Genomic DNA, 19,502 nt, shown 5'->3' with positions numbered 1-19,502 from the left:
CTGGAGATCCTCAACTCCAAGGTGACGGCGGCGGGGGCGGTACGACGGTGGGGCGGTCCTCGCACCATGTCGCGCCGGTCCAGCCGCCGTCGTTGCCACCCAGGTCGCGGACCTCGAACTCCGGCGGGCCGTTGAAGTGGAACGTCCCGCAATTGTTGACGAACGGCGCGCCGACGTTGCGTGCGTCAACGTTCTCGAACGTCGCCCAGCCGCCGACCCGGGCGTTCACCACGTTGGTCCCGGTTCCGTCGACCTTGATGTTGCGAACAGCAACGTTCGTGATCGCGTAGTCGTCCTTCACCGGCCAGTCGACGACGAACATCATCGCGTTGTACGTCGAGTCCAGGAACGAACTGTCGGTGATCTCGATCGTCCCGGACATCGTCGACTGCAAGGCGTACAGCCAGATCGCGCCGAGCCCGATGTCCCAGTTCAGATCCCGCGGGCCGCCGCGGACCGTGGTGTTGCGGGCGAAGGTCAGCGTGCCCTCGAACGGCGTCGCGTTGAACCGCGAACCCGCGTGCAGCGTGCTGCCCTCGCGGATCGGGTCCGCGACCAGGTTGTCGGTGACCGCGTTGTCCCGCCCGCCGTAGATCGCGATGTCGTTCGCAAGGACCGGCGTCTGGACGGTGTTGTGGTCGTACACATTGTTGTGGTTCACGAGGCCGTCCGCGTTCGACTCCGACCACATCGCCAGCCCGTCGTCGCCGCTGTTGCGTACGAAGTTGTTGGTCGCCCGAACGTTGGACACCCCAAGATGCAGGTTCATGCCGTCGGCAACAGCATCGGTGATGATGTTGTTACGGATCAGCAGCCCGTCCATCGGGCCGTCGAGCCAGATGCCGACCTTGGTGTGATGCAGATACAGGTTCTCGATCGTCGAACCGCCGCCGATCGCGCCGCCGATCCCGTTCACCTGGTCGGTGTCGATACGCTCGCGTACGTCGCTCTCGATCGCGAAGTCCGACAGGTGTACGCCGGTGCTCCCGCCGTCCGCGGCGTACCTGCCGTAGAACCCGGGCGCGCTGTGCACGGACTTGTCCGGCGCGGGCTCGGCCAGCGGGAGGACCTTGCCCTTGATGATCGTCCACCAGTTGCCGGCGCCGCGGATCGTCACCTTGTCGACGACGATGTGCCGGTTGACCTGGAACGTGCCGGCCGGGATGAACACCGACCAGCCGATTCGTCGAGCTGCGGCGATCGTGCGCTCGATCGCCGGCGCCGCGTCGTATCGACCGGTCGGGTCCGCACCGAACAGTCGCACGTCCAACGAGCGACCGGGCTGCTTCAGGGGTGCTCGGACCAGCTCGAAGTCGGCGACGTCGAGCACGGTCCACGCCGCAGCGGTCGCTCGAGGTACGGCGAACCGGACGCGCGAGCCGGCCTGGTACGTGCGGTCGAGCATCACGCGCTGCTCGTCGTAGAAGTGGTTCGGCCGGAAGGGCTTGGCGACCGGGTCCGGCTCGGGCTTCCACCAGCCCGGGGTCGGGTCGACATTCGGGTCGTTGGAGAACGGATACATGCCGTAGAGCCAGGCGTACTGCGATGTCAGCGTCATCGTCTGCTTGTGCTTCCCGTTGACCGAGACGTCGAGCGGCGCGGTGATCCCGCCACCGCCCGGCGCATCCGGGATGCTGTACCGCAGCGTCAGCGCGTTCGCCGGACGGGTCAGCGTGAATTCGACGTACTGCTCGGGCTGCAGCCGTACGGCGGTCCGCCCGGAGGCCTCAGCCGGGAGCGTGTACGCGTCGCGTCCTGGGCCGATCTTCTCGCCGGTGAAGACGGCGTTCTCCGCCTCCTGCTCGACGAACGGTACGTCGGCGCCGCGGCCGGCGACCAAGGCGGGATCGAGGCCGGCCCGCGTGATCCGCGGCGCCGGATGCGCGGCGGCTGGTTGAGCTACGAGGACGGCACCGAGGAGTGCGGTCGCACACGCGACCGTGAGCAAGCGTGAACGGGACATTGGCGGATCCCCTCCGGACGAAGTGTCTGGAGGTTATGCACCCGACGATCTCCGCGCAAGATCTCGACAGGTCAGAGAAATTTCCGGACCATGAAGACGTCGACCGTGTCCTCGCTATCCACAACGAAGCCGTGGCGCTCGTACAGCTTGCGGGCCGGACTGCCCTGCAGGACGTTCAGCCAGACGGTCCCGTCGGTGCGATCCAGAACGGTCCGCAGTACTGCGGTGCCGAGGCCTTGGCCCTGGTGCTGTGGGGCCAGGTAGAAGTGCTCCAGCCATCGGCGATCCTCGGCCGGCCTCACCGCGATCGAGCCGGCCAGCTCGCCGCCGACCTCGATGATCTGGGTGTGCTCGGGCGCGAATCCGTCCCGCAGTCGTTGCCGGACGCGATGCGCGTCGTACCGGCCGAGGCGCTCCAGGTCCGGGCGCATGACGACGGCCCGCAGCTCGACGAGGTCCTCGAGGTCGGTCGGCTTGGCGGGGCGCAGCGTCCACCTCATGGCAGGTCGGGCTGGGGCTCGGGGCGGAGGGCGCGGAGCCAGAGCTCGGTCTGCGCGATGTGCGCGGACGCTGCGGTGGCGGCGGCCGCGGGGTCGCGGGTGGTGATCGCGTCGAGGATGGCGCGGTGGCCGCGGTCGCTGGTCTGCTTGATCGCGTTGAAGTCGGCGCCGGGCTCGAAGATCCGGTAGTGGCCACCCCGGCCGCGGATCACGCCGGTGAGCGCGGTGACCGTCGAGTTGCCGCCGGCCGAGCAGATCGCTCCGTGGAACTCGGCGTCGAGGAAGTGGATCTCGGTCGCGTCCGTGGTCGACTCGAGCCGGTCGAGGATCTCACCGAGCTTGATGGCCAGGTCCGGGTCCTGACGAGCGGCCGCGGCGGCGGTGGCGTGCGACTCGAGCACCCGGCGTACCTCCAGCAGTTCGAGCACGCCCTCGAGCGGGATCAGCTCGACCGACAACGAGAACCGGCTGATGATCGAGGCCGGGTCGAGCGCCGAGACGTAAGTACCCGATCCGTGCCTGGACTCGATCACGCCGAGCGCGGCCAGCGACCGCACCGCCTCGCGCAACGAACTGCGGGACACCCCCAGGTGGTCGCACAGCTCGGGCTCCGGCGGGAACTTCGCCCGCGGCCCGAGCTCGCCCGACGCGATCATCTGACGCAGACCAGCCAGCGCCTTGTCCGTAGCAGCCATCCGCCACCTCCTCCCCGAAGCGTAAGTCCTCAGACCATTTCCGGTCACATCCGACGCTCGCCCGCCTGGCGTGTGCGAGAGGTCGTGCGATTCATCAGACGTCAAGGGCTCTCAGGAAGGTCCTGAGGTCGGTCGTCCGCCACCGGCGTTCGGCCACCTGTTCGTACGCCGTCCCGTCGGTCACCCAGACCGTGGTCATCCCGCGCTCGTGCGGCAGCGTGAGGTTCACCTCGAGGTCGTCGAACATCGCGGCGCGGGCGGGGTCGACGCCGTACAGCTCGAGGAACGCGTCGAGGCTCTCGGCGTACGGCTTGGGGATCAGGTCGCCGGCGAGGATGTCGAAGACGCCGTCGATGCAGTCGGTCAGGCCGAGGCGTCCGAGTGCCTGTTCGGCGTGGTACGCCGAGCCGTTCGTGTACACGTACCGGCGGCCGGGGAGCGAGGTGAGCGCTTCCGCCAGCAGGGGATCCGGGCCGATCACCGAGTAGTCGAGGCGGCGTTCGAAGCCGAGGAACTCGTGCGGGTCGATCGTCCCGGTCACCATCGCCCCGCGCAGCGACGTGCCGTACTCCGCGACCAGCTCGGACTGGATCCTGCGGGCGCCGGCGAGGTCGGTCCCGTAGTACTGCGCGATCGTCGACAGGATGCCGTGCGTGAGTTGCTCGGCCAGCGCGGAGCGGGCGGGATAGAGGGTGTTGTCGAGATCGAGAACCCAGGTGTTGATGTCCGCCAGCACCCGACCAGCGTAGGTGACAGACTGAGGGCGGTACACGAGTGTCCCGTGAGGGAGGACGGAGAACATGCCGACTGCGCTTGTCACCGGGCCGGCGACCGGGATCGGCCGTGCGTTCGCGGACAAGCTGGCGCTGGAGGGCTACGACCTGGTGCTGGTGTCGCGGGACGAGGCCAAGCTCAAGGAGGTCGCCACCGACATCACCCGGCTGCACGGGGTCGAGTGCGAGGTGCTGGCCGCCGACCTGACCGACGCCGACGATCTGGCCCGGGTGGAGGAGCGGTTCCGCACCGGTCCGATCGAGGTGCTGGTGAACAACGCGGGCTTCGGGCAGAAGAAGCCGTTCTGGGCGAACCCGGTCGACGTCGAGGAGAAGCAGCTGGATCTGCTCGTTCGCGTCGTACTGCGGCTCACGCACGCGGCCGTGCTGCCGATGATCGAGCGCGGCTCGGGCGCGGTGATCAACGTGTCGTCGGTGGCCGGATTCCTGCAGCGCAACGTCTACAGCGCGCACAAGGCCTGGGTGACGAACTTCTCGGCCGGGCTCGCGCTCGAGCTGCACGCGAAGGGCGTCGCGGTGATGGCGTTGTGCCCGGGGTTCGTGCACACCGAGTTCCACGAGCGGATGGGGATGGACAAGTCGCTGATCCCGTCGTTCATGTGGCTGGACGCGGCTGATCTGGTTGACGCGGCCTGGAAGGACCTGATGCGCGGCAAGGCGATCTCGATCCCCAGCCGTCGCTACAAGCTGATCGTCGCCGGGACCCGCTTCATCCCGCGGGCGCTCATCGCGCGGGTCTCGACCGTGGGCCTGGACGGCCGACGCCGCGCTTGAGCGGATTCGGCCGCAGGGATTCGTAGACCGTCCTACCGAGCGCGCCGGCGTACGCGTTGTGCTCCTCGACGGACGGCGTGCGGCCGGTGAAGTTGACCTCGAAGCCGCGCTGGAAGCAGGCGCCGAGCAGCAGTGCGGCCGCGGCTTCGACATCGGCGGTACGGCGGACGCGGCCTAGCTTTTGCTCTTCCTGCAGGTAGCGGACCAGGCCTTCCTGCGCTTTGTGGGGCCCGGCGTCCAATTCCTGCAGACGCCGGCGATGTGCGGTTAGAAGGTCCTGGGACGAGAACAGTGACACCAGGATCGGGAAACCCTCGACGTAGAAGTCGATGGCGATCCCGGCCAGTCGGATCAGGTTGGCGTGGACCGTCGCCGAGCCCGGGCTGCCGATCAGCTCCTTGAGTGAACCGGGGAGAGTGGGCATCCGCTCGTGCATAACGGCGAGCAGGATCGCGGCCTTGTCCGCGAAGTGCTTGTACAGCGCGGCTTCGGAGTACCCGGCGACCTGGGCGATCGATTTGGTCGTGGCCCGCGCGAATCCCTGCGTCCGCAGCACCTCCGCGGCCGCGTCCAGGATGTCGTCTCTCGTCCCCATGGTCGGCAGCCTATCTTGACAGGTTGGTGAGTGTTCACTAACCATGGCGAGTGAGTGTTTACTAACCTGGAGGGGTTGACGATGAAGCTGGTGGTGTTCGGGGCGTCCGGCCGGATCGGGACCGAGCTGGTGCGCCAAGGCGTGGCGGCCGGGCACACGGTCACGGCGGTCGTCCGCGAAGGATCGAGTCTTCAGGTGGCACTACCCGAGCTCCGGCTGGTCGCCGCGCGGGCCGGCGTCACCGGCGGACTGGTCGACCTCGTGACCGCCGACGTGATGGATCCGCGGGCGATGGCGCCGATCCTCGAGGGACACGACGCTGTGCTCTCCGCACTGGGGCCCCGTCCGTCAGGTTTGAGCACAGTCCTCACCGACGGTGCGCAGAGCATCCTGCAGGCGATGGGCGAGAGCGGGGTACGGCGGTTCCTCGTGGTCAGTGTGGCGGGTATTCACAGCACAGGCGACGACCCGTTCACGAAGTACGTCGTGAAGCCGATCCTGCAACGGATCCTGCGGGAATCGTTCGCGGACGCACGCCGGATGGAGGCCGTCGTCGGGGCTAGTGAGCTGGATTGGACCATCGCGTGTCCGCCGCGGCTGACCAACGGCGCTGCGAAGGGGACCTTCCGCAGCAACACGGAAGGGACTGTGCGCGGTGGATTCTCGATGACGCGAGCGGATGTCGCGGCGTACCTGCTCAACGCGGTCGACAACGCCGACCTGATCCGGAAGACGGTCGTGATCGCCAACTGACTCAGCTGGCTACAGCTTCTCGGCGACCTCGGTCAGGACGGCGAGGGTGGCGGTGATCAGCGGGTGATCGGCGCGGCTCGCGCGGACGGCGGCGTATACGCGGCGGGTCGGCACGGGGTCGGGGAGCGGGCGGATCAGCGCGAGTGTCGGCTCCGGTACGGCGAGGCGCGGGACGAGCGAGACGCCGCCGCCCGCCGCGACGAGGGCGGCGACGGCGCGGAAGTCGTCGGACTGGTGAACGATCCGCGGCTGGAATCCGGCCTGCTCGCAGGCGAGGACGACGACGTCGCGGATCGGGTTACCCGGCGCGGTCATCACCCAGTCGTCGTTCGCAAGCATCGCGAGTTCGATCGTGTCCTGGTCCGCGGCCGGGTGCGTCGGCGGCAGGACGGCGACGAAAGGCTCGGCGTACAAGGGGATCCGGACCAGGCGCCGGTCGTCGGGGCGGGGTGAACCGCGGTGCTCGACAGCGATCGCGAGGTCGGCGTCGCCGTCGAGCAGGTGGGTGATGCCTTGGTGGCCTTCGGCATCGCGTACGACGAGATCGAGGCCGGGCGTGGTCTCGCGCAACCGGGGGAGGGCCGGTGCGACGAGCAGCGTGATCGCGGTGGCGAACGCGACGATGCGGACCTCGCCGTTGGCGCCGTTCGCGTGCAGGCGCATCGCGTCCTCGGCGCGTTCGACCTCGGCGAGGATCGTGTCGGTGTGTTCGAGGAGCAGGCGGCCGGCGGAGGTGATCGCGACCCGGCGGCCGCGGCGTTCGAGCAGTTCCTGGCCGACCTCTGACTCCAGGGCCGCCAGTTGTTGCGAGACGGCCGAGGGCGTCAGATGCAGCACCTCGGCCGCCGCGGTCACAGTCCCGTGGTCAGCAAGCGCGCGCAACACCCGCAGGCGTCGTACCTCGATCACGGACCTCAGCTTCGCATGCGACGGTTGGGGATGCGATGAGGGTCAGCTCCACAGGCTGCGGAGTCGGCGTACGACGTTCCCGCCAGCGCCGGAAGGCGTCGCGGATCGGGTGGCGTCTCGGTACATATGGCCGGATCGGTGCATCCGGCCTGGCGGAGTGGGTCTGTTCGTGGATCGACTTGATCATCGAGAACGGGATGTATTGCACGGTGGTTCCTTTCGACTCTTCGACAGTAGGAACCAGGGCCTTGATACGTCCAATGAAAGTTCTGCGCAGAGTTGATGTGTCTGGTGCATGATTGGGGTCATGGAGCTACGGCAGCTGAGGTCGTTCGTGGTGGTGGCCGAGGAGATGAACGTCGGGCGCGCGGCGACGCGGCTGCACCTGACCCAGCCGTCGCTCAGCCGGCAGATCGCGGCGCTCGAGCGCGATCTCGGCGTAGAGCTGTTCGCCCGGGTGAAGCGGCGGTTCGTCATGACGGCTGCGGGTGAGACGTTCCTGGCCGAGGCTCAGGACCTGCTGCGCCGGTCGGAAGAAGCGGTCCGCGCGGCGCAGCGGACGCAACGCGGTGAGCTCGGGGCGCTGCGGCTGCGATTCGTGCAGTCGGCAACCTTCGAGCCGCTGCCCCAGATCCTCGGCGCGTTCCGGCAGGCGTATCCCGAGGTTGTGCTCGATCTCGAGTCGTGGACGACACTTCGGCAGACCGAGGCCCTGCGGGACGGGCGCATCGACGTGGGGCTGCTGCGCCCGACGGCGCCGGCCGACGCGACGGCGGTGGTGCGGTTGGCGCCGGGACTGGCGTCCCGGGTGGTCGCCGAGGATTCGCTGGTGGCGGTGCTGCCGGCGCGGCATCGGTTGGCTCGGCGGAAGCGGCTGCGGCTGGCGGAGCTCGCGGACGAGCCGTTCGTGTTCTACTCGCGGCCGAGTGGGCCCGTCGTGCACGACACAATCATCGGCTTCTGCCGGGCGGCCGGATTCACCCCGCGGATCCAGCAGGCCGCCGACGTGCAGACGATCATTGCGCTGGTCGCGGCCGGTCTCGGGGTCTCCCTGCTGATCAGCCCGACCCCGCCGACCAACCCGGACGCCGTGGTCTACCGCGAGTTGTCCGACGACCTACCACCCTGGCCACTCTCCGTAGCCTGGTCGCCGGACAACCGTTCGCCCGTACTGGCGCGTTTCCTCGAGCTGATTGAGGGCCTTTAGCCGAACACGTCCGGGTCGCCGCCGGTGCGGACGCCGGTTTCGAGGTCGGCGATCGTTGCCATGTCGTCGTTGTCGAGGCGGAAGTCGAAGACCTCGAAGTTCTCCTTGATCCGGCCGGCGGTCTTGGACTTCGGGATCACCACGTTGCCGAGCTGAAGGTGCCAGCGGATCATCACCTGGGCCGCCGACTTGCCGTACTTCGCGCCGATCGTCTTCAGCGCCGGGTCGTCGATCAGCTCGCCGGAGGCCAGCGGGCTCCACGACTCGGTGACGATGTCGTTCTCGGCGTTGAACGCGCGCAGCTCGTCCTGCGGCAGCGCCGGGTGCAGCTCGATCTGGTTCACCGCCGGGCGGATCGTGGTCTCCTCGAAGATCCGCCGCAGCGCGGGCTCGTGGAAGTTCGAGACGCCGATCGCGCGGATCCGCTTGTCGGCGTACAGCTGCTCGAACGCCTTCCAGGTGTCGACGTACTTGTCCTGCTTCAGGCATTGCCAGTGGATCAGGTACAGGTCGACGTACTCGAGGCCGAGCTGGTCGATGCTCTTGTCGAACGCCGCCAGCGTGGAGTCGTAGCCCTGGTCGCTGTTCTGCAGCTTGGTGGTGATGAACAGTTCGTCACGGGGCAGGCCGGACGCGGCGATGGCTCGCCCGACGCCGGCTTCGTTGCGGTACGCCGCGGCGGTGTCGATGTGCCGGTAGCCGGTCTCGAACGCGCGGGTCACCACGTCGGCGACGATCTCGTCCTCGACCTGCCAGACCCCCAGGCCCAGCTGCGGGATCTCGACGCCGTTGTCCAGAGTGATGGAGGGGACTGTGCTCATCTGCCCATTCCACCCGGCAAAGGGTTTCTGGCCCAGTCATCCGACGTGTGACAACAACCTCATTAACCGGTAGTAACCACTTCGTGGGTCTTCGCATCCGGCTCCAGGAAACGGATCAGGGCGCTGCCCTCACGCTCCAGCTCGGTCTGCGTCTTCTTCAACAGCTTGCCGAACGGCGTGAGCGTGAGAGTGGCCACACCACGCTTCTTCTCGGCCGTCCACAGCCCGGCCACCAGCCCGTCGACGAGGTACGTCGCCTTGACGCGAAGGTTCTTCGTGAAGACGTGCGGCTTGTGCTCGTCGGCGATGATCCGCTCCCGTTTCGCGTGCGAGAGCAGCACGTTGTCGAACTCCGGCAGGAACCGCACCGGCGCCGGAGTGTCCTCATCGGGCCGCGGTCCGTCCGGTACGTCGAACAACGTCTTGCCCGCCTCGTCGGTGAACGTCTCCAGCTCGAGCTCGTCGAACAACGGCCTGGCCTTCTGCAACCCGGACCAGGTCTGGAAGTCAGCGGGCGTGGCCGGTCCGAAGGCTTGCAGGTATCGCGTGACCAATTCGGCCGGCTCGGCGCGTTTGTGCAGCTTCTTCCCGATCCACTCCTCGGCCGGCGTGAAGCGTGAGTTCGCCGTCCAGGACCACCGCACATCCGCGGGATACATCACCAGCGGCACGAGCATCCGCGTGCAGAACCCGAGCGCCCGCTCGTTCACCTCCGGGAACTGCTCCTGCAACGCGTCCCGCACCTCGGTGAAGGTGAGCGGCTCCTTCGCCAGCAACTTCTCCGCCGCCGCGACGACTTTGTCCGGCTCCAGCCCCGCGCCACGATCCCCGAGCACCCGCAACCCGGCCTCGAGCACCGGCGCCACCGTCACCCGGAACCGCAGGTAGTCCGCCGCCGTCACCAGATGCAACGTCCCCCGGAACATCGTCGCCCGCACCACGTCCCGCGATGTGACGGCCTGATCCAGCTGGGCCTCCTCGAACCCGTCGATCCGGGTCCACAACCCGACGTACGGATGCTTGGCCTCCTGCCCCTGCATCCCCACTAACCGCCCAACCACGTCAACCGCCGGGACGTTCGCCCGCTCGAGCAGCAGCTGCCTGGCCAGCGTTGCCCTGTTGACCGCCCTCGCATTCAGAACCGACATGCCCACATCCTGCCTGCGCGGACCGACAAAGTGGGGCAGCGGGCCGTCCGAATATCGCCCCGCCGGGATGAGTCGGGCCCGGCGCCGGAGGTGGGATCTTCGTCATGAGAGCCCGAGCTGCGCACCATCGAGCCGGAGGGGATGGGGTGGCCACTGATGAGGCGAGTGGTTGGTCTGGTGCTGGCGGCGTTCCTGCTTGTGTCCTGTGGCGGGTCCGGTGAGCGGCCGTCCGGCTCGTCGACGCGGACGCCGGCCTCGGTGACCGCGACACTCCCGAGCGCGACCCGTACGCCCGAACGCTCGGAGAAGCCGGCCGCAACGACGTCCGCGCCAACCGAGCCGGAGACCTCCAGAACGACCAAGACGCAGACGGAGACCGAGACCACCAGGGCGACGAAGACAGAGACGACCAGGGCTACCGAGACCGAGACGACCAGGGCCACGGAGACCAGGAGGGCCACGGAGACCGAGACCACCACGGCGACCCGGACAGCGTCGGTCGGGCCGTCCGCGGCGACCACCTCCTCGACACAGCCCACCGCGGCCGAGACCGACGGGACGCCCACCTGGCTGTGGTGGGTGCTGGGGGCGATCGTGGTCGCGCTCGCCGTGGGGATACCGCTGATCGTCAGGTCGCGCCGTCGTCGGGCCTGGCGCGACGGCCTCGCGTCCGGTGAGGACGAGGTGGCGTGGTTCGCCCGCGTGCTCGTCCCCGAACTCCGCCGGCAGCCTTCGCCGGCGCAGGCCGCCGGCGCGTGGAACGTCGAGTCCGGCCGGGTCGTCACGGCCGAGGACAAGCTCACCGCACTCGAACAGTCGGCGCCCGACGAAGCCGCCGGCACCCGGGCCCGTACCCTCCGCGACGCCGTCCGGGCAGCCCGCGACGACATCGAGAACCTGCTGGCCTCCGCCACGGCGATCACGATGCCACAGGACCTGGACGCGGTCTCCGCGCGGCTCGAACAAGCCCTCGGACAGCCGCGTCCGGAGGCGGCTACCCCGCCAGCGCCGCCCGGGCCTCGATGAAGGCGGCGATGGCGCGTTCGACGTCCGCGGTGGAGTGCGCCGCCGAGAGCTGGACCCGGATGCGGGCCTTGCCCTGCGGTACGACGGGGTACGAGAAGCCGATGACATAGATGCCGAGGTCGAGGAGTTTGTCGGCCAGGCGGCCGGCTTCGGCGGCGTCGCCGATCATGACGGGGGAGATCGGGTGGTCGCCGGGGAGGACGTTGAAGCCTGCCTCGGTCATCTTCGTGCGGAAGAGCTGGGTGTTGGCGCCCAGCTTGTCGCGCAGGGCGCTGGAGGAGCCGATGAGTTCCAGGGCCTTCAGGGACGCGGCGGTGACCGACGGGGCCAGGGAGTTCGAGAACAGGTACGGGCGGGAGCGCTGCCGGAGGAGCTCGACGATCTCGCGGCGGGCGGAGACGTAACCGCCGGAGGCGCCGCCGAGGGCCTTGCCCAGCGTGCCCGTGACGATGTCGACGCGGTCCTTCACGCCGAACAGCGACGGCGTACCGGCGCCGTCCGACCCGACGAAGCCGACCGCGTGCGAGTCGTCGACCATGACGAGCGCGTCGTACCGTTCGGCCAGGTCGCAGATCTCGTCGAGCGGGGCGACGTACCCGTCCATCGAGAACACGCCGTCGGTCGCGATCAGCCGGTACCGGGCGTCGGCGGCGTCCTTGAGCTGCGCCTCGAGGTCGGCCATGTCGCGGTTCTTGTACCGGTAGCGCTTGGCCTTCGAGAGCCGTACGCCGTCGATGATGCTGGCGTGGTTGAGCTCGTCGGAGATGATCGCGTCCTCGGCGCCGAGCAGGGTCTCGAAGAGTCCGCCGTTCGCGTCGAAGCAGGAGCTGTACAGGATGGTGTCCTCAGTGCCGAGGAACTTGCTCAGGGCACCTTCCAGGTCTTTGTGGATCTGTTGGGTGCCGCAGATGAAGCGTACCGACGACAGCCCGAACCCCCACCGGTCGAGGGCCTCCTTGGCCGCGGCGACAACCTCCGGGTGGTCGGACAGCCCGAGGTAGTTGTTCGCACAGAAGTTCAGTACTTCGTTGCCTGACGCAACCGAAATCAGGGACTGCTGCGGTGAGGTGATCACCCGCTCGGACTTGTACAGCCCGGCGTCCCGGATCTCGCCGATGGTCGCCGTCAGGTCGTCCCGCATCCGTCCGAACATCAGTGCTTCTCCTCCAGAGACTCAGTCGTCCAGTCCATGATCACCTTGCCGCACTGCCCCGCGCGCGCCACGTCGAACGCGCGCTCGAAGTCGCCGTACCCGAACCGGTGGGTGATCACCGGCGTCAGGTCCAGCCCGCGCTCGAGCATCACCGACATCGAGTACCAGGTCTCGAACATCTCCCGGCCGTAGATGCCCTTGATCGTCAGCATGTTGAGCACGACCGTGCCCCAGTCGATCGCGATCTCGTCCGACGGCAGGCCGAGCATCGCGACCTTCCCGCCGTGCGTCATGTTCGCGAGCATGTCGCGCAGGGCGGCGGGCTGGCCGGACATCTCCATGCCGACATCGAATCCTTCGCGCATGCCGAGGCTCTGCTGCGCCTCCGCGATCGTCTCCTCGCCGACGTTCACCGCACGGGTGACGCCGATCTTCCGAGCGAGGTCGAGGCGGTACTCCGAGAGGTCCGTGATCACCACGTTCCGTGCACCGGCGTGCAACGCGACCGCGGCAGCCATCACACCGATCGGGCCGGCGCCGGTGATCAGCACGTCCTCACCGACCAGCGGGAACGACAGGGCAGTGTGTACGGCGTTGCCGAACGGGTCGAAGATCGCGGCGACGTCGAGGTCCACCGGGTCCTTGTGTACCCACGCGTTGGTCGCCGGCAGAGCGACGTACTCCGCGAACGCGCCCGGCACGTGGACGCCGAGCCCGCGCGTCTTGATGCACAGGTGGCGCCGGCCGGCCCGGCAGTTGCGGCAGCGGCCGCAGACCAGGTGGCCCTCGCCGCTGACCAGGTCGCCGACCGCGACATCGCGGACGCCGACGCCGATCTCGACCACCTCACCGCAGAACTCGTGTCCGGTCACCATCGGCACCGGCACGTTCTTCTGCGCCCACGGGTCCCAGTTCTGGATGTGCAGATCGGTGCCGCACAGACCGGTACGGAGGACCTTGATCAGGACCTCGTCCGCCTCGATCTTCGGCTCCGGAACATCCTGCAACCACAGACCGGGCTTGGCCTCAGCCTTCACGAGCGCCTTCATGCCCACATCGTCGTCCCGGGCAACCATCCCCGTCCATCGACACGTCGTGCACAGCCTTTACAGCTCCACTGCATACTTGAGCCTATGCGGGGAGTAGTCAGGGGACTCGGAATCGTGTTCCTCGTGGTGGGTGTGGGGCTGCTCGGGTGGGTCGGCTGGCAGTACTTCGGTACCGGCATCAGCTCGAACCACCAGATGGGTAAGGCGGAGGACTCGCTGCGCAATCAGTGGAAGGCTCCTGCGGTTGTGAAGCCGTCGACCGGGAAGCCGTTCGTGCTGCTGCGGATCCCGCGATTCGGCACCGACTGGCAGAAGCCGGTCGTCGAAGGCGTCGACGCGGACGACCTGGCGCGCGGGATCGGGCACTATCCACAGACCCAACTGCCGGGCCAGCCCGGCAACTTCGCGATCGCCGGGCACCGCGTCACGCACGGCTCGCCGTTCCGCAAGCTCCTCGAACTGCAGAAGGGCGACCAGATCGTCGTCGAAACCCAGGACGCCGTCTACACCTATGAACTCGACGGCTCTCCCCGCGACCTGACCGTCAAGCCGACCGACACCTGGGTACTGGACCCGGTCCCCGGCAAGCGCGACACCCCGACCACCTCGATCATCACCCTTACCACCTGCCAGGACCTCTTCCACTCCCCAGACCGTTCTGTAGCCTTCGGGCACCTGGTCAAGGTCAGCAAGAAGTCCTGAACTGACCTGTGTTCTAAGCTCAGCGCCTATGAGCTACGACCGGGACGGGTTGCTGGAGCAGGTCAAGAGCAAGGCGATCGTGCATGGGCGGGTGACGTTGGCTTCGGGGAAGGAAGCCGACTACTACGTCGACCTGCGGCGGATCACGTTGGACGCGGCCGCGGCGCCGCTGATCGGTCCGGCGATGCTCGAGCTGACCAAGGACCTGGAGTACGACGCGGTCGGCGGGCTCACGCTCGGGGCCGACCCGGTCGCGATGTCGATGCTGCACGCCGCTGCTCAGCAGGGCAGGACGCTCGACGCGTTCGTCGTACGGAAGGCAGAGAAAACGCACGGTCTGCAGCGGCGGATCGAAGGGCCGGACGTGAAGGGCCGGCGGGTGCTCGCGGTCGAGGACACCTCGACGACCGGCGGATCGGTGCTGACGGCGGTCGAGGCGTTGCGTGAGGCGGGTGCCGAGGTCGTCGCGGTTGCGGTGATCGTGGATCGGTCGACCGGCGCGCAGGAGCGGGTCGAGGCGGAAGGCCTGGAGTACCGGACCGTGTTCGGACTCGACGACCTGGGGGTCAGCTGATGCAGAGCAGCACCATCCTGCTCGTGCTGGTGGCTGTCGTCGTCGGTGTCGGTCTCGTCTACTTCAACTACTACCGGGCGAAGAAGCGTCGCGAACAGTTCTCGGGTCTCGCGGCCCAGCAGGGCTGGTCGTACGTGCCGTCGAATCCGTCGCTGGCCGGCCAGTGGTCGGGTACGCCGTTCCAGACCGGCGACAACTACCGCGTCAAGAACGTGCTGTCCGGTCCGTACAACGGGCACCCGATGGTTGCCTTCGACTACAGCTACCAGACCCACACGACCAACGGGCGGGGTCAGCGTCGGACCACGACGCACCGATACGCCGTGGTCGTGATGCAGCTCCCGGGAGCCCTGCCGCATCTCGAGGTGACGCACGAGGGGATCTTCGGCGGCGCAGTGGCGAACGCGTTCGGCTTCCGCGACATCCAGTTCGAGAGCGAGCAGTTCAACCGGCGGTTCCGGGTCAAAGCGACCGACGAGCGGTTCGGGCACGCTGTGGTCACCCCGCGGATGATGGAGCTGCTGCTCGCCCGCGGTGAGATCGGCTGGCGCACCGAGGGGAACTCGCTGGTCGGCTGGGGCAGGGGCGACCACGACCCGAACCAGCTGATGAACCGCCTCGGTCTGCTCCAGCAGGTGATCGAGAACGTCCCACCGTACGTCTGGCGCGACTACGCGGGGATCGACCCCCGCGTTCAGTAACACCTACGCGGACCCGAGGACCCGTAGAGTCGCAGGCAGCACTGCCAACCCTCGGGAGCTCGTCATGGTTTGGGTCATCATCGTGATCGTTGCGGTGATCGTCATTCTGGCGATCATGCTGATCACGTCGTACAACCGGTTCGTCAAGCAACGGAACCTGATCCAGGAGTCCTGGCGGCAGATCGACGTCGAGCTGCACCGCCGGTACGACCTGATCCCGAACCTGGTCGAGACCGTCCGGGCGTACGCGGCGCACGAGCGGCACGTGTTCGAGGAGGTCGCCCGGCTGCGCACCCAGGCGGTGAACGTGCAGGGCGCGACCCCGGAGCAGCGGGCCGCGGCGGAGGGTCAGCTGTCGGGCGCGCTGCGTCAGATGATGATCTCGGTCGAGGCCTACCCGCAGCTGCAGTCGAACCAGAACTTCCTCGGCCTGCAGCGCGAGCTGACCGACACCGAGGACCGGATCGCGGCCGGCCGCCGGTTCTACAACGCGAACGTCGGCGACTACAACACCCGGATCGAGGCGTTCCCGTCGAACCTGATCGCGGGCGGCTTCAAGTTCGAGAAGGCCGGGTACTTCGAGGTCAAGGACGAGCAGGTCCGCGCCGTACCGCAGGTCTCGTTCGGCACGATCGGGTCGGTCGCCGGTGAGCAGGCGCCGCCGCAGATGCAGCCGGGCGCGCCGTCGTCGGGGCAGATCCACCCGCAGATGCCGGGTGACCAGGGCAACTACCAGTCGCCGCCGCAGCCGATCCCGGGCGGCTACCAGCAGCCTCCGGCGCAGCCGCCGTACCAGGGCCAGCCGGGCCAGTACCCGCCGCCCGGGCAGTACCAGGGACAGGGAGAGCCACCGGTGGGCGGGCCGCCTGCGGGTTCCCCCGCTCCACAGGACGGTCAGCCGCCATTCACCGGTGGCCAGTAGGCACCGGATCCCCGTAGCCCAGGACCCCCGACCCCGGACTCTCTCCCAGTGCCAGACCCGGAGTGACGGCGGTCAAGTCGCCACACCGGGCCTGCCCTCCCCCCGGTACCTGAGTCAACAGTGCCGCAGCGAGATACATCCGGCGTACATCGGGCTTCCGCATGGTCCGGCCGGATGACACGATAAGCCGGTTCAAGAGTGGAGAGGTCGGACGAGTGGACAGTCTGAGGTACGCGATCCTCGGACCTCTGCGGCTCGTCCACGTCCAGGGCCAGCCGCTGAAGGCCGCCAAACCGCGCCAGCTGCTCGCGACCCTGCTGCTCCACCCGAACCGGTTCGTCTCGACCGATCTGATCGCTGACGCGCTCTGGGAGAGCAGTCCGCCGCGGTCGGCCACTGCGAACATCCGGACGTATGTCCGCGCGCTGCGTGGCGTGCTGCAGGACGCCGGACTGCCTGCGCCGATCGACACCTCGGCCGCGGGCTACAGCATCGAGGTGGGCGTCGACGAGCTCGACGCCAGCCTGTTCGAGTCGCTGCTGGCCGAGGGCGGCCACCTGCGGGACGCCGGCGACGGTCGGCAGGCGATGCAGGTCCTGTCCCGTGCGTACTCGCTCTGGCGCGGCCGTCCGCTCGACGATCTGCCGATGCCCGCGGCATGGGAGGGCTCGATCGCCCGCCTGGAGGCGCAGCACCGCGGACTCGTCGACAACCTCTTGGACCTGCGGCTCGAGTACGGCGACGCGAGTGGCGCGGCTGTGCTGCTCAGCGCCCGTCTGACGGACGACCCGTACGACGAGCAGCTCTGGCGACGCCTGGTCGACGCGCTTGTCGCGGCCGGCCGGGTCGGAGAGGCGCGTGCGGCGTACCAGAAGGCGGTGCAGACGCTCGCCGACGAGCTCGACATCAAGCCCGGTCCGGAGCTGGAGGCTGCCGGCGCGCGCGCCGAGAACGGCCGCTCGGCCAACTGGCCCAACCCAGGCATCCCAGCAGACCGTACGGCGGAACGCCCCGAGCCGACCGCACAACCCGGACCGATGGCCGCGCCTGAGCTGACCGACCCGGTCCGGCCGCCGAGCCAGCTGCCGCTCGACCTGGCTGACTTCAGTGGGCGGCAGGGCCATCTCGAGCAGCTGCGGGACCTGGTCTGCGGTCGTGATCCGGTCCGGCCGCCGATCGCCGTCATCTCGGGCGCACCGGGGACTGGGAAGACCTCACTGGCCGTTCGGCTCGGCCATCTGGTCCGCGAGTACTTCCCGGACGGGCAGATCTACCTGGACATGCACGGCGCGACTCAGCCGCGCGATCCGGCCGCCGCACTTACCGATCTGCTGCTCAGCCTCAACCTCCCGGACTTCGCGATCCCGACCGATCCGGAGCGCCGGTCCGCGATGCTCCGGTCCGAGCTGGCAAGCCGGCGGGTGCTGATCATCCTCGACGACGTCGCCGCAGCCGGTCAGGTCACGCCGCTGATGCCCGGCACCGGTGCGTCCGCAGTAGTAGTGACGAGTCGCAACCGGCTGATGGACCTGGCCGGGGCAGACAGCATGCCGCTCGACACGTTCGACGACCGCGAGGCCGCAGTACTGCTGTCGTCGGTGGCTGGGTCCGGGCGAATCGACGCGTCCTCTCCGGAAGCCGAGGAGATCCTGACCGCGTGCGCGAACCTGCCGCTCGCGATCCGGATCGTCGGCAGCCGGCTGGCGCAGCGGCCCGATCTGAGCGCGCGGGAGCTGGCGCGACGGTTGCGCGACGAGACGTCACGGCTGGACGAGCTGAGCATCGGCGAGCTCGCCGTACGGACCAGCGCGGACCTGAGCTACGACGCGCTCAATCCGGAAGAGGCCCGGCTGTACAGGCTGATTGGCCACTTCGCGGTCGGTGTCTTCTCGGCCCGTGCGTTGGAGGCGGTCGCGTCGCCGGCCGCCGTACGGCGGAGTCTGGACCGGCTGATCGAGGTCAACCTGGTCCGGATCAGCTCGGTCGACCAACGCGGTACGGCGCGTTATCGCGTCCACGATCTGCTGCGGCTGCACGCGCTCGGGGTCGGCGACGACGAGCAGAAGGCGCAGGCGGTCCGGGACGTCGAGACGGTCGTCGAGGCGATCCTGAACAAGATCCGCCGCGCCAACGACGCCTTGTCGTTCGAGTATTTCGGCGTCCTCGAGCACACCGGGCCGCTGACGGCGCCGGACCCGTCGCCGTTCACCGAGGCCGACGCGATCGCGTGGCTGGACAGCGAACGCAGTACGTTCGTGCCGGCGATCCGAGCCGCTGCGCAGAACGGGTTGCACGACCACGCGTGGCGGATCGCGGCGGCGTGGGGGCCGTACCTCGACCTGCGGGCCGGATTCGACGACTGGAACGGTTCGCATCAGCAGGGTCTGTTGAGTGCGATCGAGTGCGGCGACCGGCACGGCGAGGCGATCATGCACCGCAACCTCGGCCAGCTCGCCGTCTACCAGGACGACTGGGACAACGCGCGGCGGCACTTCGACGCGGCCGCGGAGGTGTTCGCCGAGGTGGGCGACCGGCTCGGCGAGGGCGTGGTAGCAGTCGGACTTGGCACCTGGCTGCGCGAACGCGGGCAGCGTGACGAGGGGCTCGCGCAGTACGAGAAGGCGATCGAGGCGTTCGTCGAGGACGGCAACGGGAACGCCGAGGCTCTGGCGCGGACCGCGGCGGCGAACGTGTACCTGGTCCGCGGCGACCTGGATACCGCGCGAAGCCTGCTGGCGCAGGCGTTCCTGATCGCCGTACGCCGGGCCGACGCGCATCGGGAGGCCAAGGTACGACGGCGCATCGCAGCGCTCCGCGTCAATCAAGGACGGCACGACGAGGCGGTACGGCAGCTGCGTAAGGCGTTGGCGATCTTCGACGGGATGGGCGACGACCACTGTGCGGCGTACACCCGGGCGCTGCTCGGGCAGGCGTTGATGGAGCGCGGAGAGGTTGCCGCGGCGCGGAAGACGCTGCTGGACGCGATCGACATCGGTCACCGGCTCGGCGATCGCAGTGTCGAGGGCGAGGCGGCGCAGCACCTCGGTGAGCTTTACCTGTCCACGGGCAGCCTCGACAACGCCCGCCGTACTCTCGAGCGCGCCGCGCGCGTGTGGCAGCAGGCGGGCAACGACGGCGCCGCCACGGCCTGTCGCCGGCTGCTCGCAGGGTCTGAAACAGGGGTTGCGGCCGGCTGAGCCGAATGTACGGCGGCTG

At 68.6% G+C, this 19,502-nt stretch carries 19 protein-coding genes; 9 read left to right on the top strand and 10 right to left on the bottom strand.

Features of this window, described 5'->3' with window-relative positions:
* Positions 1 to 10 precede the first annotated feature (10 nt).
* From ACQPYH_RS42590 to ACQPYH_RS42575, 4 genes are all read right to left on the bottom strand, one after another.
* Complete coding sequence (locus ACQPYH_RS42590) at positions 11 to 1,963, bottom strand: glycosyl hydrolase family 28-related protein (protein ID WP_432883824.1); 1,953 nt, start codon at positions 1,961 to 1,963, stop codon at positions 11 to 13.
* 71 nt (positions 1,964 to 2,034) lie between these two features.
* Positions 2,035 to 2,463, bottom strand: a complete 429-nt coding sequence (locus tag ACQPYH_RS42585) for a GNAT family N-acetyltransferase (protein ID WP_432883821.1) — start codon at positions 2,461 to 2,463, stop codon at positions 2,035 to 2,037.
* The gene (locus ACQPYH_RS42580) at positions 2,460 to 3,158 is read right to left on the bottom strand and encodes a FadR/GntR family transcriptional regulator (RefSeq protein WP_432883819.1); all 699 of its coding nucleotides are present in this window, start codon (positions 3,156 to 3,158) and stop codon (positions 2,460 to 2,462) included. Before ACQPYH_RS42580 ends, ACQPYH_RS42585 begins: the two co-directional genes overlap by 4 nt.
* Before the next feature lie 94 nt (positions 3,159 to 3,252).
* A complete protein-coding gene (locus tag ACQPYH_RS42575; protein WP_432883816.1) occupies positions 3,253 to 3,894 on the bottom strand; it encodes a pyrimidine 5'-nucleotidase in 642 nt (213 codons plus the stop codon).
* Positions 3,895 to 3,958: 64 nt separating this feature from the next.
* Between ACQPYH_RS42575 and ACQPYH_RS42570 the strand changes: the two genes are divergently transcribed.
* Positions 3,959 to 4,726, top strand: a complete 768-nt coding sequence (locus ACQPYH_RS42570) for an SDR family NAD(P)-dependent oxidoreductase (RefSeq protein WP_432883813.1) — start codon at positions 3,959 to 3,961, stop codon at positions 4,724 to 4,726.
* Here ACQPYH_RS42570 and ACQPYH_RS42565 read toward each other — a convergent pair.
* Positions 4,677 to 5,321: a TetR/AcrR family transcriptional regulator gene (locus tag ACQPYH_RS42565; protein ID WP_432883810.1), complete on the bottom strand. Its 645-nt coding sequence runs from the start codon at positions 5,319 to 5,321 to the stop codon at positions 4,677 to 4,679. The genes ACQPYH_RS42570 and ACQPYH_RS42565 overlap by 50 nt on opposite strands.
* An 81-nt stretch (positions 5,322 to 5,402) precedes the next feature.
* Here ACQPYH_RS42565 and ACQPYH_RS42560 point away from each other — a divergent pair, with 81 nt between their 5' ends.
* Positions 5,403 to 6,074 (top strand): NAD(P)-dependent oxidoreductase, encoded by a 672-nt coding sequence (locus ACQPYH_RS42560; RefSeq protein ID WP_432883807.1) that lies wholly within the window; start codon positions 5,403 to 5,405, stop codon positions 6,072 to 6,074.
* Between the two features lie 9 nt (positions 6,075 to 6,083).
* Here ACQPYH_RS42560 and ACQPYH_RS42555 read toward each other — a convergent pair whose 3' ends face one another.
* On the bottom strand, positions 6,084 to 6,983 hold the full coding sequence (locus tag ACQPYH_RS42555) for a LysR family transcriptional regulator (RefSeq protein ID WP_432883806.1): 900 nt from the start codon (positions 6,981 to 6,983) through the stop codon (positions 6,084 to 6,086).
* 307 nt (positions 6,984 to 7,290) lie between these two features.
* On the opposite strand from ACQPYH_RS42555, the gene ACQPYH_RS42550 reads away from it, so the two are divergent.
* Entirely contained in the window at positions 7,291 to 8,190 is a 900-nt protein-coding gene (locus ACQPYH_RS42550; RefSeq protein ID WP_432883804.1) for a LysR substrate-binding domain-containing protein, read from the top strand.
* Here the strand turns inward: ACQPYH_RS42550 and ACQPYH_RS42545 are convergent.
* Both ACQPYH_RS42545 and ACQPYH_RS42540 read right to left on the bottom strand, forming a co-directional pair.
* The gene (locus tag ACQPYH_RS42545) at positions 8,187 to 9,011 is read right to left on the bottom strand and encodes an aldo/keto reductase (RefSeq protein WP_432883803.1); all 825 of its coding nucleotides are present in this window, start codon (positions 9,009 to 9,011) and stop codon (positions 8,187 to 8,189) included. The genes ACQPYH_RS42550 and ACQPYH_RS42545 overlap by 4 nt on opposite strands.
* Positions 9,012 to 9,073: 62 nt before the next feature.
* The gene (locus ACQPYH_RS42540; RefSeq protein WP_432883800.1) at positions 9,074 to 10,159 is read right to left on the bottom strand and encodes a winged helix DNA-binding domain-containing protein; all 1,086 of its coding nucleotides are present in this window, start codon (positions 10,157 to 10,159) and stop codon (positions 9,074 to 9,076) included.
* Positions 10,160 to 10,315: 156 nt separating this feature from the next.
* On the opposite strand from ACQPYH_RS42540, the gene ACQPYH_RS42535 reads away from it, so the two are divergent.
* Positions 10,316 to 11,185, top strand: a complete 870-nt coding sequence (locus ACQPYH_RS42535) for a hypothetical protein (RefSeq protein ID WP_432883798.1) — start codon at positions 10,316 to 10,318, stop codon at positions 11,183 to 11,185.
* Here the strand turns inward: ACQPYH_RS42535 and ACQPYH_RS42530 are convergent.
* Together ACQPYH_RS42530 and tdh are read right to left on the bottom strand one after the other, a co-directional pair.
* Positions 11,154 to 12,338, bottom strand: a complete 1,185-nt coding sequence (locus ACQPYH_RS42530; protein ID WP_432883796.1) for a glycine C-acetyltransferase — start codon at positions 12,336 to 12,338, stop codon at positions 11,154 to 11,156. The two genes, ACQPYH_RS42535 and ACQPYH_RS42530, sit on opposite strands and share 32 nt — an antisense overlap.
* On the bottom strand, positions 12,338 to 13,387 hold the full coding sequence (gene tdh / locus ACQPYH_RS42525) for an L-threonine 3-dehydrogenase (protein ID WP_432883795.1): 1,050 nt from the start codon (positions 13,385 to 13,387) through the stop codon (positions 12,338 to 12,340). The genes ACQPYH_RS42530 and tdh overlap by 1 nt, the downstream gene beginning before the upstream one ends.
* Positions 13,388 to 13,471: 84 nt before the next feature.
* Here tdh and ACQPYH_RS42520 point away from each other — a divergent pair, with 84 nt between their 5' ends.
* The 5 genes from ACQPYH_RS42520 to ACQPYH_RS42500 all read left to right on the top strand — a co-directional run bounded on the left by ACQPYH_RS42520 (position 13,472) and on the right by ACQPYH_RS42500 (position 19,483).
* Positions 13,472 to 14,089, top strand: coding sequence for a class E sortase (locus ACQPYH_RS42520; RefSeq protein WP_432883792.1), 618 nt, complete (start codon positions 13,472 to 13,474; stop codon positions 14,087 to 14,089).
* A 28-nt stretch (positions 14,090 to 14,117) separates the two neighbouring features.
* The gene (pyrE, locus tag ACQPYH_RS42515) at positions 14,118 to 14,663 is read left to right on the top strand and encodes an orotate phosphoribosyltransferase (RefSeq protein ID WP_432883790.1); all 546 of its coding nucleotides are present in this window, start codon (positions 14,118 to 14,120) and stop codon (positions 14,661 to 14,663) included.
* Complete coding sequence (locus ACQPYH_RS42510; protein ID WP_432883788.1) at positions 14,663 to 15,364, top strand: DUF3137 domain-containing protein; 702 nt, start codon at positions 14,663 to 14,665, stop codon at positions 15,362 to 15,364. The genes pyrE and ACQPYH_RS42510 overlap by 1 nt, the downstream gene beginning before the upstream one ends.
* Positions 15,365 to 15,428: 64 nt before the next feature.
* Positions 15,429 to 16,286 (top strand): LemA family protein, encoded by an 858-nt coding sequence (locus ACQPYH_RS42505; RefSeq protein WP_130442601.1) that lies wholly within the window; start codon positions 15,429 to 15,431, stop codon positions 16,284 to 16,286.
* Positions 16,287 to 16,501: 215 nt separating this feature from the next.
* Positions 16,502 to 19,483 (top strand): BTAD domain-containing putative transcriptional regulator, encoded by a 2,982-nt coding sequence (locus tag ACQPYH_RS42500; protein WP_432883785.1) that lies wholly within the window; start codon positions 16,502 to 16,504, stop codon positions 19,481 to 19,483.
* The last annotated feature ends 19 nt before the right edge of the window (positions 19,484 to 19,502 follow it).

Source organism: Kribbella sp. CA-245084 (assembly GCF_050942355.1).
In the GTDB taxonomy this organism is placed as follows: Bacteria; Actinomycetota; Actinomycetes; order Propionibacteriales; family Kribbellaceae; genus Kribbella.
Note: the sequence above shows the minus strand (reverse complement) of the source record. Positions and strands in the feature narration are given on the sequence as shown.

Coding starts and splice junctions, on each gene's coding strand:
- ACQPYH_RS42590 (WP_432883824.1), bottom strand. CDS start 1,963: ATGTCCCGTTCACGCTTGCTCACGGTCGCGTGTGCGACCGCACTCCTC.
- ACQPYH_RS42585 (WP_432883821.1), bottom strand. CDS start 2,463: ATGAGGTGGACGCTGCGCCCCGCCAAGCCGACCGACCTCGAGGACCTC.
- ACQPYH_RS42580 (WP_432883819.1), bottom strand. CDS start 3,158: ATGGCTGCTACGGACAAGGCGCTGGCTGGTCTGCGTCAGATGATCGCG.
- ACQPYH_RS42570 (WP_432883813.1), top strand. CDS start 3,959: ATGCCGACTGCGCTTGTCACCGGGCCGGCGACCGGGATCGGCCGTGCG.
- ACQPYH_RS42565 (WP_432883810.1), bottom strand. CDS start 5,321: ATGGGGACGAGAGACGACATCCTGGACGCGGCCGCGGAGGTGCTGCGG.
- ACQPYH_RS42560 (WP_432883807.1), top strand. CDS start 5,403: ATGAAGCTGGTGGTGTTCGGGGCGTCCGGCCGGATCGGGACCGAGCTG.
- ACQPYH_RS42550 (WP_432883804.1), top strand. CDS start 7,291: ATGGAGCTACGGCAGCTGAGGTCGTTCGTGGTGGTGGCCGAGGAGATG.
- ACQPYH_RS42545 (WP_432883803.1), bottom strand. CDS start 9,011: ATGAGCACAGTCCCCTCCATCACTCTGGACAACGGCGTCGAGATCCCG.
- ACQPYH_RS42540 (WP_432883800.1), bottom strand. CDS start 10,159: ATGTCGGTTCTGAATGCGAGGGCGGTCAACAGGGCAACGCTGGCCAGG.
- ACQPYH_RS42535 (WP_432883798.1), top strand. CDS start 10,316: ATGAGGCGAGTGGTTGGTCTGGTGCTGGCGGCGTTCCTGCTTGTGTCC.
- ACQPYH_RS42530 (WP_432883796.1), bottom strand. CDS start 12,338: ATGTTCGGACGGATGCGGGACGACCTGACGGCGACCATCGGCGAGATC.
- tdh (WP_432883795.1), bottom strand. CDS start 13,387: ATGAAGGCGCTCGTGAAGGCTGAGGCCAAGCCCGGTCTGTGGTTGCAG.
- ACQPYH_RS42520 (WP_432883792.1), top strand. CDS start 13,472: ATGCGGGGAGTAGTCAGGGGACTCGGAATCGTGTTCCTCGTGGTGGGT.
- pyrE (WP_432883790.1), top strand. CDS start 14,118: ATGAGCTACGACCGGGACGGGTTGCTGGAGCAGGTCAAGAGCAAGGCG.
- ACQPYH_RS42510 (WP_432883788.1), top strand. CDS start 14,663: ATGCAGAGCAGCACCATCCTGCTCGTGCTGGTGGCTGTCGTCGTCGGT.
- ACQPYH_RS42505 (WP_130442601.1), top strand. CDS start 15,429: ATGGTTTGGGTCATCATCGTGATCGTTGCGGTGATCGTCATTCTGGCG.